The 16014-nt window shown below is 59.3% G+C and carries 15 protein-coding genes; 8 read left to right on the top strand and 7 right to left on the bottom strand.

Annotation, left to right across the window (positions count from 1 at the left end; all coding sequences use genetic code 11):
- The first annotated feature begins 44 nt into the window (after window positions 1–44).
- The gene (locus QEZ49_RS00200; RefSeq protein WP_280383062.1) at window positions 45–1721 is read left to right on the top strand and encodes a glycosyltransferase; all 1677 of its coding nucleotides are present in this window, start codon (window positions 45–47) and stop codon (window positions 1719–1721) included.
- Here the strand turns inward: QEZ49_RS00200 and ligD are convergent.
- Window positions 1692–3785, bottom strand: coding sequence for a DNA ligase D (gene ligD / locus QEZ49_RS00205; protein ID WP_280383064.1), 2094 nt, complete (start codon window positions 3783–3785; stop codon window positions 1692–1694). The two genes, QEZ49_RS00200 and ligD, sit on opposite strands and share 30 nt — an antisense overlap.
- Window positions 3786–3970: 185 nt before the next feature.
- On the opposite strand from ligD, the gene QEZ49_RS00210 reads away from it, so the two are divergent.
- Window positions 3971–5317, top strand: coding sequence for a histidine kinase (locus QEZ49_RS00210; protein ID WP_280383066.1), 1347 nt, complete (start codon window positions 3971–3973; stop codon window positions 5315–5317).
- Window positions 5314–5976: a response regulator transcription factor gene (locus QEZ49_RS00215; RefSeq protein ID WP_280383068.1), complete on the top strand. Its 663-nt coding sequence runs from the start codon at window positions 5314–5316 to the stop codon at window positions 5974–5976. Before QEZ49_RS00210 ends, QEZ49_RS00215 begins: the two co-directional genes overlap by 4 nt.
- Before the next feature lie 86 nt (window positions 5977–6062).
- On the opposite strand, the gene rnk is transcribed toward QEZ49_RS00215, so the two are convergent.
- Window positions 6063–6482, bottom strand: a complete 420-nt coding sequence (rnk, locus tag QEZ49_RS00220) for a nucleoside diphosphate kinase regulator (protein ID WP_280383070.1) — start codon at window positions 6480–6482, stop codon at window positions 6063–6065.
- 692 nt (window positions 6483–7174) lie between these two features.
- Complete coding sequence (locus QEZ49_RS00225) at window positions 7175–7597, bottom strand: MarR family winged helix-turn-helix transcriptional regulator (RefSeq protein ID WP_068463412.1); 423 nt, start codon at window positions 7595–7597, stop codon at window positions 7175–7177.
- Window positions 7598–7727: 130 nt separating this feature from the next.
- On the opposite strand from QEZ49_RS00225, the gene QEZ49_RS00230 reads away from it, so the two are divergent.
- Window positions 7728–7952: a hypothetical protein gene (locus tag QEZ49_RS00230; protein WP_280383073.1), complete on the top strand. Its 225-nt coding sequence runs from the start codon at window positions 7728–7730 to the stop codon at window positions 7950–7952.
- 10 nt (window positions 7953–7962) lie between these two features.
- Here QEZ49_RS00230 and QEZ49_RS00235 read toward each other — a convergent pair whose 3' ends face one another.
- Entirely contained in the window at window positions 7963–8469 is a 507-nt protein-coding gene (locus QEZ49_RS00235; RefSeq protein WP_348534770.1) for a DUF488 domain-containing protein, read from the bottom strand.
- Between the two features lie 252 nt (window positions 8470–8721).
- Between QEZ49_RS00235 and QEZ49_RS00240 the strand changes: the two genes are divergently transcribed.
- Both QEZ49_RS00240 and fdxA read left to right on the top strand, forming a co-directional pair.
- On the top strand, window positions 8722–9090 hold the full coding sequence (locus QEZ49_RS00240) for a group III truncated hemoglobin (protein ID WP_348534771.1): 369 nt from the start codon (window positions 8722–8724) through the stop codon (window positions 9088–9090).
- Window positions 9091–9132: 42 nt separating this feature from the next.
- The gene (fdxA, locus tag QEZ49_RS00245) at window positions 9133–9477 is read left to right on the top strand and encodes a ferredoxin FdxA (RefSeq protein WP_280383078.1); all 345 of its coding nucleotides are present in this window, start codon (window positions 9133–9135) and stop codon (window positions 9475–9477) included.
- 129 nt (window positions 9478–9606) lie between these two features.
- Here fdxA and QEZ49_RS00250 read toward each other — a convergent pair whose 3' ends face one another.
- A complete protein-coding gene (locus QEZ49_RS00250) occupies window positions 9607–10083 on the bottom strand; it encodes a cupin domain-containing protein (RefSeq protein WP_280383080.1) in 477 nt (158 codons plus the stop codon).
- 25 nt (window positions 10084–10108) lie between these two features.
- Entirely contained in the window at window positions 10109–10381 is a 273-nt protein-coding gene (locus QEZ49_RS00255; protein WP_280383082.1) for a hypothetical protein, read from the bottom strand.
- Window positions 10382–10600: 219 nt separating this feature from the next.
- Here QEZ49_RS00255 and QEZ49_RS00260 point away from each other — a divergent pair, with 219 nt between their 5' ends.
- Together QEZ49_RS00260 and QEZ49_RS00265 are read left to right on the top strand one after the other, a co-directional pair.
- Window positions 10601–12019 (top strand): sensor histidine kinase, encoded by a 1419-nt coding sequence (locus tag QEZ49_RS00260; RefSeq protein ID WP_280383085.1) that lies wholly within the window; start codon window positions 10601–10603, stop codon window positions 12017–12019.
- Window positions 12016–12675, top strand: a complete 660-nt coding sequence (locus QEZ49_RS00265) for a response regulator transcription factor (protein WP_280383675.1) — start codon at window positions 12016–12018, stop codon at window positions 12673–12675. The genes QEZ49_RS00260 and QEZ49_RS00265 overlap by 4 nt, the downstream gene beginning before the upstream one ends.
- A gap of 58 nt (window positions 12676–12733) precedes the next feature.
- Here the strand turns inward: QEZ49_RS00265 and QEZ49_RS00270 are convergent, their stop codons facing one another.
- Window positions 12734–15976 (bottom strand): TonB-dependent receptor, encoded by a 3243-nt coding sequence (locus QEZ49_RS00270; protein WP_280383087.1) that lies wholly within the window; start codon window positions 15974–15976, stop codon window positions 12734–12736.
- Window positions 15977–16014: the final 38 nt, after the last annotated feature.

A 16014-nucleotide genomic window follows, 5' to 3' on the forward strand; every position in this document is an offset into this window, starting at 1 on the left:
TACTATGGCAAGATGGCGTCTGGCTCACCGGGGGGAGGGCCGTTGTGCTGAGTAATTCGACCAGAAAAAGCGGTGGATCAACCACCGGCGATAGCGTGCATGTGGGGGCCCGGGCTGAGGCGGATGCTGAAGCCTTGCAGGCGACCCGTCATCGGCATCTGCGCACGGCCGTCGATGCACTGAAGCAGAAAAATCCCGCATACTCGGCCTGTTATGGCCTCTGGCCGTGGCAAAGCTTTGCGCTGCTGGTCATGCTGGTGGCCGCCTCGACAGGCGCGATTTTCGCGCCGGAAGCGACGCTTTATGCGCTGCTGGCAATCATGCTGGTGCCGTTTGTGTGCGTGGTCGCCGTCCGTGTCGCCGCGCTGGCGCACGTTTGCCTGCATCGGCCCGTCCAGGCGCAGCCGCTGCCTCCGGCGGATGGTGAGCTGCCGGTCTATACCATCCTGGTGCCGCTGTTCCGCGAGACTGCGGTCATTCCCGGCCTCGTCGCCGCCCTGCGCGCGCTCGACTATCCAGCCGATCGCCTCGAAATCATGCTGATCGCCGAAGAGGTCGACATAGACACGCAGGTGGCGTTGCGGCGTGCTCAGCTTGATCCGCATATGCAGATCGTTGTCGTGCCGGGCGGTGAACCGCGCACCAAGCCGCGCGCAACGCAATATGCGCTGCAGTTTGCCAAGGGCGCTTATGTCGTCGTCTACGATGCCGAGGACGAGCCCGAGCCTGATCAGCTGCGCCGCGCGTTGTCAGCGCTCCAGAACGGTGGCGAGCGTCTCGGATGTGTGCAGGCGCGTCTCAACATTCACAATTCAAACCTGAGCTGGTTCTCGCGCCAGTTCACCATCGAATACACCGCGCTGTTCGACGCCATCCTGCCGACGCTGGACCGCCTGCGTCTGCCGGTTCCATTGGGCGGCACGTCCAACCATTTTCCGCGCCACGTGCTTGATGATGTCGGCGGCTGGGACCCATACAACGTAACCGAAGATGCCGATCTCGGAATGCGTCTTGCCCGCCGTGGCTGGGATGTCGGCGTAATACCTTCGACCACCTGGGAGGAAGCACCGACCACGTTCCGCGTCTGGAAAGGTCAGCGCACGCGCTGGCTCAAAGGCTGGATGCAGACCTACGGCGTGCACATGCGTGAACCGGGCGCGCTGTGGCGCGAGCTGGGCGCCCGTCGCTTCGCGGGCTTTCAGGTGCTGATGGGCGGCATGATCCTGTCGGCGCTGGTGCACCCGTGGTTCTATCTGCTGCTCGCGTTCGAGCTCTGGTCTGGCCGCATGCTCACCTTGCCGCAAGGCGCAGTTGGGCAGGCACTGCTCGGCGTCGGTTTGCTGAATCTGTCCGTCGGCTATGTCAGCGCCATTGCGCTTGGCACCGTGGCGGCGGCCCGGCGCTCCCGTCTCGATCTTGCAGCCCATGCGTTGATGATGCCGGCCTATTGGCTGCTGATCTCGTTCGCGGCGCATCGCGCGTTGCTGGAGTTGCTATGGGCACCGCACTACTGGGAAAAAACCGAGCACGTCGGCCGTGTTGCTGCGGAACAAAGCCAGCGCGTGCAGTCAGGCGTGGTGGCGGCAAAAACTGCGGCGAGTGTTACCGGCAGTGGACGGCCTGAGTTGGGCGATGACGACGCGGCTGAAGCCGAAATTGCCGTGCCGATTGCAAGCAATCAGGCGTCGGCATCAGGCAAAGAAACTCAGCGCCTGCTCTGAAATGTGCTGCCGCGTGGTGGTGTATTTCGCCCACGGGTCACTGTTTTTGCGCAACCGCTGCAACATTGTCGGGATGGTGAATGCGTTCGCCGTCTCAATCTTGATCAGTTCGCTCCACGTCACCGGCGCCGCCACGCTGGCGGTGGCACGCGCCCGCGGCGAGTAAGGCGCGATGGCGGTGGCACCGCGCTCGTTGCGCAGCCAATCGATGAAAATGCGCCCGCGCCGTTTCGCCTTGGACATCGTCGCTGTGAAGCGCTGCGGTTCGCTGTCGGCCAGTTTGGTCGCAAACCCGCGCGCAAAGCCTTTCACCGTTTCCCAGTCTTGGCTTTGGTCCAGCGGCGCGATGACGTGAACGCCTTTGCCGCCGGTCAGCAACGGAAAGCTTGTCAGCCCTGCGGTCTGCAACAGCTTGCGAATGTCGCTGGCGGCTTCAGCCACATCGCTGAATGCAACACTTGGGTCCGGATCGAGATCGAATATCAGCCGCTCGGGGTGTTCAAGGTTGTCGGCCGTAGCACCCCATGGATGGATTTCGATCCCGCCGATCTGCGCCACAGCGACCAATCCCGCTGCATCGTCGAGCATCAGATACTGCGCAATAGCGCCGTCGCTCTCAGTGACCGGAACAGATTTGAGCGCGCCGGGCAGCCCCTTCTTGGTGTGCTTCTGGAAGAAGCACTGATCAGCGATGCCTTCAGGGCAGCGCACGATGCTGAGCGGGCGCTCCTGCACATAGGGCAGCATGCGCCCGCTAGCCGCAAAAAAATACGCGGCGAGATCAAGCTTGGTGATGCCTTCATCGGGAAACAGCACGCGCTGGGGATGCGTAAGCTTCACACCGGCTATGCTGCCCTCGGCGGATTCTGGCGCGTCTTTCACGCTGGATTTGCGCGGCGCTTTTACCGGCGTGGTGTTCCGGCCCGGCGCCTTCTGCGGTGGACGCTTCGTTGCCGGAGCTTTTTTCGCGGGCTTCTTTGGGGCTGGTGCCTTTTTAACCGCAGCCTGTGTCGAAGATCGGGCCATTGGCGTTTGCACCTCTCTGGCGGGCTTGTCGCCGCGCAGTCCAAGAAAGGCCGGATGGCGAAGAATGCCGTCGGCGGTTCTTTCAGTAAACGCGATCTGCGCCACAAGTTCCGGCTTCACCCAGCGGGCATCGCGCAGCACTTCCCGCGGAGCGTCTACGAACGGGCTGGTCTTGCGTTCGAGCCTGTGCAACTTCGCGCCGAGCTGATCCAGCATCGCGGTGTCGAAGCCGGTGCCGACACGGCCGCGATAATGCAACTCGCCATCGACAAACTCGCCCAGCAGCAGCGAAGCGAATGGGCGGCCCTTCTTGTCCGAGACGCGATAGCCGCCGATCACGAATTCATCGTTGCCGAGGCATTTCGATTTCAGCCATCCCATTGAGCGCGCCGAGACATAAGGTTTGTCGGCACGCTTTGAGATGATGCCCTCAAGACCAAGGCGGCAGCATTCGCTCAGTACGTCGCGGCCGTGTCCGGCAATGTCGGCGCTGTAACGGATCGCGTCCGGCGCACCCTTGAGCAGTTTGCGCAGAATTTCCTTGCGCTCGCGCAACGGTTCGGCGCGCAGATCCTTGCCGTCGAGTTCGAGCAGATCGAAAACATAGTACGTCAGAGGAGCGTTGCTCTGGCGCAGGCCGTTCTGCAGCAGTTGGAAGCGCGAGCGGCCCTCGGCATCCAGCGCAACGATTTCACCATCCAGCAGCGCGCTGCTTACACGCAGGCTCAGCAGCGCCGTAGCGATCGGCTGGAACTTGTGGGTCCAGTCCTGGCCCGAGCGCGTGTAAATGTGGCACGTTCCGTCGCCGATGGCAGCGATTGCGCGATAGCCGTCGTATTTGATTTCGTGCACCCACTCCTCGCCCTCGGGCGGCGCGGTCACCAGCGTCGCCAGTTGCGGGGATATGGATTGCGGCGGTGCAGCGTGATTTTTGGGGGCGGCGGTGCTCCGGCTGGGTCGCTCACTGGCCTTCGCAGCTGCATAAGCCGTTGCTGCCCCCTTGGGGCTGTTGCCGGGCTGTAAACGTACAGTTGCCATACGCCGTTTACCCTATACCGCCCCGTCCTGATGGTGGGCCGCCGGACCTGAGGGATTGCCGGTTCAGGCTGACATATGGCCGTAAAACATGTGTTGCGCTCAGGGCAAATTGCCCGCTGAAGCGGTCCGCAGCTTCTAATCCACCGGCATTCTGTGGCAGCATCGCCCCCAACTGGGGAAGAAACATGCGCCTTTTAACGCTTCTGTTGATACGTCTCGCGGCCATCGTGCTGCTGTGCCTCGCCGTCACGGTGGGGTGGCTCATCCGCGATACGTACCGCGAAATTGAAGCTGACGTCGCCGCCACTTCGGAGCGTATGGGGCAGCATCTGCAGATGCTGCACTGGCAGCACATCATGTCCCGGATGGAGTGGGAGACGCTCTCAACTCAAAGCCTGATTTCGCCCGGCGTTTGCGTAACCTATGGTCCGCCGCAGCGCGATGTGCGCACGGTGTGCAGTCAGCTTGAAGCGCTGGGACCGCTTCCACCGGATTGGTTCAGCAGTGCTTACATGACGTTGTTCGGCGCGCATCAGCCTGTGCAGCAATATTTGTCGATACGTGAAAAGGACGCCGGGCTCGTGATCACCTATGCGGATCAGAGCGCATCGCTGCGGCGCGCATGGCATGAGATTTCGACCGTAGTGCGTGTGTCAGTGCTGATGGCGGCTGGCATTGCACTGCTCGCGGCGTTTATGATCGGGCATGCTTTGTTGCCTGCTAATACCATCGTCGAAGCGCTGCACAAACTGGAAGATGGATGGTTACGCCGACCGATCGGACGTTTCAAAAGCGCCGAGTTCAACCACATCGCCGATGCTGTCAATCGGCTCGCGGACCGTTTGCAGCAGACGAATGCCGAGCGTCTAGCACTGACGGCGCAGCTGTTTCAGGTGCAGGAAGACGAGCGCCGGGCGCTGGCCCGCGACCTGCACGATGAATTCGGGCAAGCCTTCGCAGCAACTTCGGCGCTGGCAGCGTTGATCGAGACCAACGCTCCGGAAAACCGACCCGACATAGCCGAAGACGCGCGCTCAATCCTGCGTACCCAGCAGCAGATCATGGATACACTGCGCACCACACTGGTGCGGTTGCGTTCGCAAAGCATCGAGGAAGTGGGCCTGGAAGCAAGTCTTCGGCAGCTCGTGAGCGACTTTAACCGGCAGACGAAAGCCGGCACGGTATATCGTCTTCAGATTGTCAGCGACCTTGCAGAGCTGCCTAAACGGGCTGCTATCGATGTCTATCGTATCGTGCAGGAATGTCTGACCAATGCGTCGAAGCATGGCAAGCCATCAGAGGTCACGGTGCGCCTTGAGATCGCCGGCAGTATTGCTTCGGAACTGGCGCTGACGATTGAGGACGATGGCGGTGGTGATGCAAGCCGAATTCAAACCTCTTTCGGCCATGGCATCATTGGCATCCGTGAACGCCTTGCTGCATTGGGTGGCGCAATGTCGATAGTCAGCGGCCGGCAAGGCATCCGCATCACTGCGACCGTGCCGCTGGGTGCGTCGGGGCTTTGCGCATGAGCGGCATTTCAATTCTTCTTGTCGACGATCATCCGGTGGTGCGGGAAGGCTATCGTCGGTTGCTTGAGCAGCGTGGGCGTTTCAGCGTCTCGGCTGAAGCGGAGGATGTTGCGCAGGCGTATCTGGCTTACAAGAAGCACACGCCTGATGTCGTCATCATGGACTTGACCTTGCTGGGTGGGGCAAGTGGCCTGGAAGCGCTGCGCCGCATCCGGGAATGGGACAAGAATGCGCGCGTGCTGGTGTTCAGCATGCATCAGGGTGCTGCGTATGCACTGAAGGCGTTTGATGCCGGTGCCAGCGGCTACATAACCAAAAGCAGCCCGCCGGACGAGCTCATCCGTGCGGTTGAGATTGTGGCACGCGGTGGTCGCGCGATGAGTGAAGATATTGCGCAGGCGCTCGCTGCTGATCGGCTCGGCGGCGGCAGTTCCGGTATCGGCGATCTGTCCGCGCGCGAGACCGAAATTCTGCGGATGCTGGCAACCGGCCTCAGCAGCGAGACAATCGCCGAACTTCTCAATCTCAGTCACAAAACCGTTCGCAATCACCATTATGCCATCAAGGCAAAGATCGGTGCGGCGAACGACGCGCATCTCGTCTGGCTGGCAATCAGCGCAGGGATCGTCCCCCCAAGCCAGATCGAGCAGGGCCCATAGTCGAGCCCAATGTACAGGACGCACTAATAAAAAAGGCCGCTCCGCTCGACTGCGGGGCGGCCTTATTTTTTGTGCATCGGTGGATGCTAGCCGGCCAGCAGGGTGCTCGGCTGCTCGACACTCACGACCGTGAGTTCATGGCGCTGGCCGTCGCGGGTCGTCCACGCGATCGACTGGCCGGTAGACAGGCCGATAAGCGCCGATCCGATCGGCGTCATGATGGAAATGCGGCCCTGGGCGATGTCAGCCTCAGCCGGATATACGAGGGTCACGCGGCGTTCTTCACCCGCATCAGAGCGATAGTTCACCGTCGACTGCATCTGCACAACATTGGCGGGAATTGTCGTGGAAGCCACAACTTCGGCGCGGTCCATTTCGGCCAGCAGCACTTCAGCCACTGCAGGCATGCGTTCGAGGGCGGCCACGGCGAGGTCGCTCAATCGCTTATAGTCAACGTCGCTGACCATGATGGCAGGCTTGTTCTGCGGATTCGAAACGTCAGCCATAGTCCGTCTGCTCCAGGTGAATGCGCAAATATTCTGGCGGTACGATACGCCAGTCGGCCGATGATTTTTTGAAGGCGCCTGTGGGCTAGTTGGCGAAAACGCAAAGCCCGAAAAGCCCCTGGAACTCGGGGCGCACGCGACCGAGCCCCAGGGCTAAAATTCCGCGATCAAAACGACCCGGGTTGTGCTCGTTTGCAGTCTTGCCATGCTGAGAGTCTGTCCGGTTCTGCCGTTTTGTCAATGCCATGTTTCAATGACCGGTGGCGCAGGCAGGAGCTCCGGATGTGGATCGGGCGGGACCTGATCGACGGCCGTGCCAGGATCGCCACATCCCGATGCCGGATTGATGGCCCTCGGCGTTTTTCAATTCAAAGCATTCTAAATTGTGCTAACTAAGGGGTGCGGGAAGACGACCTGGGGAAATTATCCCGCTTGTGGCGCCCTCACGCCAAAGAGCGCCCCTTTGCGGGCCCGGCGAGCCATCCACGCCGGACCCGCCATAGGGGCTCAGCGGCGCGCCAGGAAAGCGGCTGGACCGCATTCTGCAAACGCAGACATCATCGCTTCCCATTTTCCGCACGATACTTCGTTGCTGTCGGCGCCCATTTGATATGGGAGCCGTGCTTGTTTGCGCGCCGAACAGGGCGCTTACGGCTGGCTTTGCAGCGATTTTTCCACCGACTTCTGAAGCCTCAGTCGAACTGATCGAGCAGTTGGTCGAGAGCGGGCCGAATGCCCTTGAGTTCGCGCAGGTGCGCTGCGGCAAGCTTGTCCATCACCCGCTCGGTCTTCGCGGTCAAACGCACCTGAACGCGCCGCAGATCCGACTTATCTTTGATGCGGGTGACGAAGCCGTTACGCACCAGGCGATCCACCAGCTCAACGGCAGTGTGATGGCGAATGAGCAGCCGGTCGGCGATTTCCTGGATGCCGATGTCGTTGCCCTTCGCTGAGCCCTTGATCGCCAGCAGTGCCTGATATTGCTGGGGGCTTAATCCTGCGGAATTGGCTTCCTGCTCACTGAACGCGAAGAACTGTCGGAGTGCATGCCGGAAATCGGCGAGGGCTTCGTAGCTTTTCTTTGGAAACGTTTTGCGCGCAGGTGCTTTCGCCATATTGGATCTCTTGTGCGTATCGTTACGCGATATAATATGAGAGTGCGGCAGCCGAATGTCATCAGAGGCTGCCTGCTGCATCGTATAGCCCAGTGGGATATTAGCGCGACTGATTTTTTATAGAAATTTCGTGATCGTGACTATCGTAAGACGATGGCGCCTGAACAAAGTTGGGCAGGCCGCATTATTTTTAAGCAGCGATGAGCTTTTTCTAAGCGGAGCCGGAGCAATGCTTAACAGTAATAGAGAGGATCGCGATCATAAATACGCCGATCCGGGCAGACGGGCAGTTTTCCTTGCAATTCTGATTCTTGGCATCACGCTGATCCACTTCGGCGTCGTGCGTCTTTGGTAGTTCAGCGCGGTTAAGCCTGAGCTGCGCGTGAATGGGGCGCAGGGCTGTGCTGCAGGAAATCGAGCAGCACGACGGCATTGTTGTGTTCGGTGTCGTGCGCAGCGAACAGCAGTGTCAGCGGTTTTGTTTTCGACAGTTCTCTTAGATGCTCGATCGCGTCGACGTTGGCTGCGAGCTCCTGTCGGTAGCGGTGTTTGAACTCGGTCCAGCGCTCCGGCTCATGATTGAACCATTTGCGGAGTTCCGCGCTCAGGGCGACTTCCTTTATCCAGACATCAACCTTCGCCGCGTCTTTGCTGAGGCCTCTCGGCCAGAGCCTGTCAACAAGAACGCGCAAGCCGTCATTCGCGGAGGGACTATCGTAGACACGTTTGAGAGCGATTGATTGCTGCCGGCGGACTGATTTGGTTGCCATGGGGTTTTGCCCGAAATGAAGCGTCAGAGGGGCCAAATATTGCAGGCCTTCGCTGATAACGCGCAGCGGCAATGGATTGATCCAATCGGTGGCACGGCTCACATGGAGTTGATACCTGGGACACTCATGCAAATGGACGGCTAGCGCTATATGATGCATTAGATATGCATGATATGCTGCGGACCGCACAAGCAGCTCCAGAAGTTAGGTCATCGGTGCTCCGGACAGCGTCGGTGACTCCAAATTAAGGACTTGGTGATGGAACGTGCACCATCCGCTGAAATACATTGGACAGCAGATCCTAGATCGCCGGGTTTTGCCGTTGGTATCACGGACGCGACTATCCATACCCTAGTGCACAGCTTTTACGGCCGTGTGCAGCAGGACCCAACGCTAGGGCCGATCTTTGCTGCCCGTATCGATGACTGGCCTGAGCATCTGGAGAAAATGTGCGCCTTCTGGTCGTCAGTGGTGTTGATGTCGGGTCGTTATAAAGGACGCCCGATGCCGGTCCACGCCCGCATAACGGAGCTGAACGGCGCGCACTTCGAACATTGGCTGGCGCTGTTCCGCGCAACGGCGGCGGAAGTTTGCGAACCACCGGCTGCAGCTGTTTTCATCGACAGGGCGGAGCGGATTGCGCAGTCGCTACAGATGGGAATTGCGCTGCATCGGGAAGCTGTTGAGAGTATGCGGCTGGCGGAAGCAGAGGGCAGCCAGTGAGTGTGACGCCGTAAAACGGCCCGAAGTAATTGGGAAGCGACAATGACCTATGTCGTCACCGAAAATTGCATCAAATGCAAATATACGGACTGCGTGGAAGTGTGCCCGGTCGACTGCTTTTATGAAGGCGAGAACATGCTCGTCATTCATCCGGACGAGTGCATCGACTGCGGGGTGTGCGTGCCGGAGTGTCCGGCCGAGGCGATTTTCTCGGATAGCGAACCGCAGGCCACGGAGCAGTGGCTGGAGATCAATCGCAAATACTCTGAACTATGGCCGAACATAACCGGCAAGATACCGCCGATGCCGGGAGCTGACGAAGAAAACGGGCGACCGGGAAAACTTGCGGAGCTGTCGCCCGAGCCAGCGTCAGAAAAGGTTGGCTGACCGCGCGTCGCTGCATGGCGCGCGGCCAGCCACAGGTTGCTTTCGAACAGGCGCGCCGCCCACCGGAGGTGTGCGCACCTCCCGCCGGGATCGGGGAAGCGCCCCCTGACCCGGCGGGATGCTACCTGGCTATTTCTTGGCTGCCTTCTTGCGCGGATCGTCCTCAGGATTGATGTAAATCAGGTCAAACGGCCCGATGGCCGCGACCTGAATGATGGTCTCCCGATCCGTGGTCCAAACGTAGTGCGCGTGGTTAGCCGGCAGCGCAAGAATGCCCCCGGCTTCAAGCATTTTGCCCTTGGTCAAATCGGTCTTTTCGCCCATTCCACTCCCCATCGCACCGGAAAGCACGGTGACGGTTTCGAAGCCCGGATGCGTGTGCGGCGGCACGATGTAGTTGGGCGGAAACTTGATGCGCAGGATGAACAGTCCTGGTTTGTCCGGATCGCCATGGATGAGGGCAGTCTGGCCGCCATTCGGGAATGCAGGATCATCGCGGAAGACGATATCGCTAGGGTTCAATTCCTTGGCGCCGTCGGCTGTGCCGTGGGCGAACACGGGGCAAGTGATCGCCATGAAGGCGAGCGCGGCGAGCATGGGTTTCATCAGATCCTCCTGAGTGCGTTTTTTGCTAATGGTTGGCGAGCTGATCTCTGGTCGGGTGATGCGGCGACTGTGTCGAAACCGGTTGCTGGGTTTTTTCGATGCAGAGAGCTGTTTCGAGGCTGGCAAGAAGCGCTTTGAGATTGTTGTCAGAAGAACTCGCCTGCTTCAGTCCAAAACCCAGCAACGCCAGCAACACGGCGGTCAGGAGCAGCAACGCCAGCGGAAAGGCACTGCTGACTTGAGGCTTGCGTTGCCGCAAGCTGTCATCCTCGGCACGGTATGCTTCAGCCTGTTCCACGCTGCACCTTGCCCCAATGCGCATTCTGCTTTGCCGACGGGCTGAACCGCAAAGTGCTCAAGATCCGCTGCGGGCAGGGTGTTATCCCGCCGGGGCGATGGCAACGGCGATGCCCATGCGGACCGTTGGGCAAATTTCCCGACGATAGCGCGGAACGCTTCACATGCAGGGAAGCAGAGCATAGCCTCGCCTGAATGCTGATGCCTGGGATCGCTTTGCATGGACTTGAAGTGGCTGCTGATCAGAAGGATCGCGTTAGTCGCCATGGCATGTCTGATCGTCGGCGCGCTACTGCTGATCTATCAAAGTGCACTGGCCACCAAGCGTCAAAACCTTGAGCTTGTGGACGGTGTCGGGCGGCAGATGGATCATCGCTTTTCGATGTACGGCCGCGTCGAGGATATACCAGAGCGTTTTCCGGATTGGGATCTGGTGACGACACCGCTGCTGCAGTCCGGCCAGTGTGCTGAATTGCGCACCAATACAGGCGAGGTCCGGCATCTGAACTGCGCGGGGCTGGATCGGGCTGCGGTGTCAGCACCGGCATGGTTTGTCTGGCTTTACCGCAACGTGGCAGGCGAAGGGTCGTCGGCATCGGCCATGCGCGAGCTTTTCCATAGGGGCACAGTGCACGGCAGCGTCGTCGCCCGTTATGAGCCGATCGCAAGCGCCAGCCTGGCGTGGAACAGGATCGCGCCTCTGCTGGGATTCGCGGCCGCGCTGGTGGCAGTGCTGTGTCTCATGACATTCCTGGTAATAGATCGCGCGCTGCGGCCAACGAAGCAGATCGTGGATGGACTCAATCGGATGGCCCGCGGTGATATGGCTTTTCGCTTGCCCGCGTTCCGCCTGCTTCAGTTCGATCGCATCAGCGCGGTGTTCAATTATGTCGCCGCGGAGTTGACAAAGGCCAACGTGGAGCGCGCCGGCTTGGCACGCAGACTGGTTGATGCTCAGGAACGCGAGCGCCGCCACATTGCGCGCGAACTGCACGATGAAATCGCGCAGACACTAAGTGCGCTAAACGCGCAAGCTGCGATATTGCGCACGAAGGCGGAACGTGAGGAGGGCAGCCTCGCTGCGGAAGCGGCAGCGTTGCAAAGTGTGATCTCAAACCTGATGCAAACCGTGCGGCGGACGCTGACCAATCTGCGGCCACAGGAGCTTGATGATCTCGGTCTTGTCGCGAGCCTTGAGGCGCTGGTGGCGCACTATAATAAAACGGCAGCCGGTACGACACTTTTTACGCTGCAACTGGAAGGCGCGCTTGACGGATTGAATGCTGAAACGAATGCACACGTCTATCGCATCGTGCAGGAGGCGCTCACAAACGCTGCCAAACACGCTAATGCGCGCAATGTGCAGATTGTGTTGCGCCAGTCGCAGAAGAATGGCGCGAACGGACATGAGCTGATCCAGCTGCGGATTGCTGACGACGGGATCGGCACGGGTGAGGGCGGCAGCCCCAAGCTGCACGCGGTCGGGTGTCGCGAGGTTTCTTCTGCCGGTACTGGTGCCGGGCTGGTCGGCATGCGGGAGCGGGTGGCCGCGTTGAGCGGCACCTTTTCCGCAGCGCCAGTGTCCGGCGGCGGCTTCGCGCTTGAAATTGAATTCCCATGCACGCAACAGGGGGCATGATGACATCGAACATTCGCGTGCTCCTTGTCGATGACCACGCCGTGGTGCGCCAAGGCTATCGGCGTCTGATCGAAATGCACCGCGATATTGAAGTCGTTGCCGAAGCGGAAGATGCTGCGAGCGGATACAAGGCGTTCAAGGATGCCAGGCCAGATGTTGTCGTGGTGGATATTTCCATGCCGGGGCGAGGTGGGATCGATCTCGTGCGTCAGATCCGGCAACTGAATTCAGAAGCGCGCGTTCTGATTTTCACGATGCATGCCAGTGCAACCTATGCGCAGCAGGCGTTCAATGCCGGAGCGCGTGGGTATGTCACTAAGAGCAGTCCGCCCGAAGTTCTGGTTGGTGCAATTCGCAGTGTGTACGCTGGTCGGCCAGCTCTGTGCGCGGAAATAAATGAGGTGTTCGCAACCAGCAGATTGTGCGGCGAAGGTACGGCGCTGGATGAGCTGTCCCCGCGCGAGTTCGAAGTGCTGCGTATGATTTTAGACGCCAAGCCGACGGATGAAATTGCGTCGGCGTTCAATCTCAGTCCGAAAACGATTGCGAATTATCACTACGAGATCAAATCGAAGCTGGGCGTGCGCTCCGATATCGAACTCGTTTATTTCTGCATGCGGCAGGGTCTGGTGAAGCCGGTCGAAACCGGCTCCTGATCCTGATCGGTGTGCCGCCGCCGACGCGCAGCGACGGCACACCGATAGAAACCAACGATCAGAAGCGATAGGCGATGCCGACGTTGAAGTCATGTAGCTTCAGGTCCATGTGATACTGCCCTTGCACGTTGTAAGGACCAGCGGGTGTTAAAGGAGCCTGATACCAAGTAAAGCTTTTGGAGCCGAGATCAGAAAAGCTGTATTCCGCACGCACTGTCCAGTTATCGCTCAACGCATGTTCAAGACCAGCACCGATTGTCCATCCGGTATAGGTCTCACCTTTGTAGTTCACTGCCGGAGCTGGCGTGATGGCTAGTCCGCTGCCGGTCCAGAAATTAAATTCGTGACTGTATTTTGCCGCGGAAAAACCGCCGGTGATGAACGGCAGGTATCTTCCGATTGCGTAACCAAGTCGCCCCTTCACCGCACCACTCCAATCGAGCTCGGAATTGATACCGGCGAAATGACGTCGATCTATGCCGCTACTGGTAACTGTACCACTCCAGACAACGCTCTCCTTGATCTCAGCGTTGCTCAGCGATAGCCCTGCGTCGATGCCGACAACCAAGCCGGAAGCGAACTGCCGGTCGGCGCCGGCGCGCAGACGACCCGAATAGCCACGGGTGTCCTTGGCGACAAGGAAGCCGGTTGTAGGCAAACGTGCTACCGGAGCCATGATTTTGTCAGTCGCAGCTTCAAGGAACTGATAGCCGCCATCAAGTCCGATGCGCACACCGCTCCAGTCGTACGCTGTGCTATCCGTTGAACCTTGACCACCAAACGGCAGCAAGCCGGCCAGCACGCTGTTAGAGCCGTTTCCGAACAAGTCGCCTTCGCCGAATTTCACCGACGCGCCGCCGAATATCCGCCGACCCGGGCCCATGTCCTGCGACATTGCCGGCATGTACGCGACGTCGGTTAGGTTGGTCACGTTAGCAAACAGGTTCAAGCGCTCCGATGGCTGGAAGTTGGCGAACAGATCGTACGTCCGATAGGCATCCGTTTGCCAAGTGCCGCCCTCAACAAGTGTGCCTTGCGACACATCGTTCATGCGTGCCCCGAGCGTCAGCTTGCGGTCGAACAGCCGAATGCCACCTGTCAGTGTTGTGTAGTCGTCAGGCAACCGGCTTGGTTCACCCATGCCGCCGATGCCATCGCCAAAAGTGAGATTTGACTCATTCTTCGCGTAGGTGATGGCTGCAAACCCCCACCCGATATCGTAGCTGGCCTCCAGCTCATAACCTGTCAGCAAGCTGGTGCCAGGCGCGTTTTGAAACCAGCATACGGATGCACTCGCAAAACATTTTGCGATAATGAAATCCTCTACATCCTTGCGATACCACGCTGCCTTGAGGCGGAACGCGTCGTCATCCGTAAGGATGCCATTGCGCAGGATGTTGGCGCCGAACTCCCAGCCTGCGGCCGTTTCAGGCTGCAGGGCCGGGTTGGGCAGAAAGCTGGCGGTTGCTCCGGCGCCGTGTGAGCCGCCGAAAAACATTTCATTTACGGATGGTGGCCTGAAGCTCCCCTCGTAGGTTCCATAGAGCTGCAGCCAATCGACTGGCTTGACGGCCAACGTCGCCTTCGGGCTCACCGCATACGTGGTGTCGTCGACTGAGAAGTCACCTCGCCATGGTGCATTGAACGGAGACTCTGTAATTGTGTAGCGCGCTGGATTGTTCCAGTAGGAGTTCGATGGACGCGTCAGAGTATCCCTAGTGGAATTCGCGACGCTGTCATAAATCGTCCAGTAGACATCCGACACATTTCCTGTCGATCCCGCGCTCTTCATCGTGAACCGGTCGACACGCACACCGGGGATGAACTCGAAAATTCCAGACGTCAACGTTGCCTGCACGAACGCACCGCCGACGCTGGAAACGCCATCCGGGTTGGCATCCGCCGTCGTGTTGCCGGAGAAATCGTCGCGATAATATTCCAGGCCGTAGTGTAGCTTCAGTGCCGCTTGATCGAACTGGAATTTCGATGTGTTGCTGATATCAAATGACAGCCCCTCGTTGGTGATGATGCGGCCGCCATAGCTCAGGCTACCCGTCCACTGCGAGCTTGTCTCGTTGAAGGCGCCGTTGATGCGCAGGTCGACGAGATCGTTGCCAGGTGTGTAGGCATACTTCGCTGTCAGCGTCCTGTTGGTGACGGTTTGATCGTAGAAGTTGGCCCTGAAATCCGTCGAATAATAAATGCCACCGACATCAAGCCGATGCTCGCTGTTTGGTGAGACTGAGAACTTGAACAGACCCGATTTCACATCGCGCCAACTGTTGGTGACGAGCTTGTCGTCGCCGTCCTTGTATGCGTCGGCGCTTGTTAGATTTACAGCCCCAAACACGCTGCCGCCGGTGGGATTATCTCCAACACCAAATCGCGCACCGCCGGCTTTGGTAATCGACATGTCGTCGCTGGCATTGCCGCCGAATGTCGTCGTTACGATGCCACCAACCTTCTCGTGTGGATTGAGAACGTCATCGATGCCGAGCGTGCGATAGTTCACCGATCCGGCCAGTGTTCCCGCACCGCCCGTTGTCGTTATAGCGCCCTTGGTAATGTCGACGCCTGCCAGCAGTGATGGTTCGATGTACGTGTATCCAGCCGGGCCGTGACCGGTGAAGCGATAGTTCTGCCGCACACCGTCAATCGTGCTGGTGACGCGACCCATGCCTTCAAGACCGCGGATGTTGACCGCCATACCGGGCTGGGCTGCATTCTCCCAGCTATATACACCCGCGACGGAACGCATCGCGTCATTGAGATCGTGTCCATAGGTTGCGATTGTGCTGGCATTGATCTGTGCAACGCTGGCTGGTGTCTCGTAGATCTGATCTGGCGCAGGCTGCCAGCCTGAACCCTGCAGCTGGGCTCCAGCTCCTCCGCTCACATCAATCGTATCAAGAGATATTGCGCCATCGACGGTCGCGCCGGTTTCATTGCCCGCGCCCTCGCTGGATGAAATGATAACCGTGTCGTTGCCGCTAAACCTGAAGCTTGCACCCGTTCCGGAAAGCAGCTGCGACAGCGCCTGATCAGCGGACAACGTGCCGGAAACGCCTGGCGATGTACGGCCTTTGGCGGTCGCCGAACTGACTGAAACCTGCAAGCCCGACTGTTGGCCAAATTTCGTCAGCGCGCTGGCGAGAGGCTGGGCGGAAATTTGATACGTGCGAACCGCCGCCGTTTCCTGGGCCATAGCCGGTGCGATGACCGATAGCGCTGCCGGCGCCGCTCCGGCAAGCAAAGCTGCAACCAGCCTATGGCTGATCGCCCCCTCAATACGCGTACGCATACACAAACACCCTCAAACATACTTTTCATCGGGCAGGC

The organism is Hyphomicrobium sp. D-2 (assembly GCF_029872155.1).
Classification (GTDB): domain Bacteria; phylum Pseudomonadota; class Alphaproteobacteria; order Rhizobiales; family Hyphomicrobiaceae; genus Hyphomicrobium_A.

Excerpts from the sequence above, each read along its gene's own strand:
- ligD (WP_280383064.1), bottom strand. The coding sequence starts at position 3,785 with ATGGCAACTGTACGTTTACAGCCCGGCAACAGCCCCAAGGGGGCAGCA.
- QEZ49_RS00210 (WP_280383066.1), top strand. The coding sequence starts at position 3,971 with ATGCGCCTTTTAACGCTTCTGTTGATACGTCTCGCGGCCATCGTGCTG.
- QEZ49_RS00215 (WP_280383068.1), top strand. The coding sequence starts at position 5,314 with ATGAGCGGCATTTCAATTCTTCTTGTCGACGATCATCCGGTGGTGCGG.
- rnk (WP_280383070.1), bottom strand. The coding sequence starts at position 6,482 with ATGGCTGACGTTTCGAATCCGCAGAACAAGCCTGCCATCATGGTCAGC.
- QEZ49_RS00225 (WP_068463412.1), bottom strand. The coding sequence starts at position 7,597 with ATGGCGAAAGCACCTGCGCGCAAAACGTTTCCAAAGAAAAGCTACGAA.
- fdxA (WP_280383078.1), top strand. The coding sequence starts at position 9,133 with ATGACCTATGTCGTCACCGAAAATTGCATCAAATGCAAATATACGGAC.
- QEZ49_RS00250 (WP_280383080.1), bottom strand. The coding sequence starts at position 10,083 with ATGAAACCCATGCTCGCCGCGCTCGCCTTCATGGCGATCACTTGCCCC.
- QEZ49_RS00260 (WP_280383085.1), top strand. The coding sequence starts at position 10,601 with ATGGACTTGAAGTGGCTGCTGATCAGAAGGATCGCGTTAGTCGCCATG.
- QEZ49_RS00265 (WP_280383675.1), top strand. The coding sequence starts at position 12,016 with ATGATGACATCGAACATTCGCGTGCTCCTTGTCGATGACCACGCCGTG.
- QEZ49_RS00270 (WP_280383087.1), bottom strand. The coding sequence starts at position 15,976 with ATGCGTACGCGTATTGAGGGGGCGATCAGCCATAGGCTGGTTGCAGCT.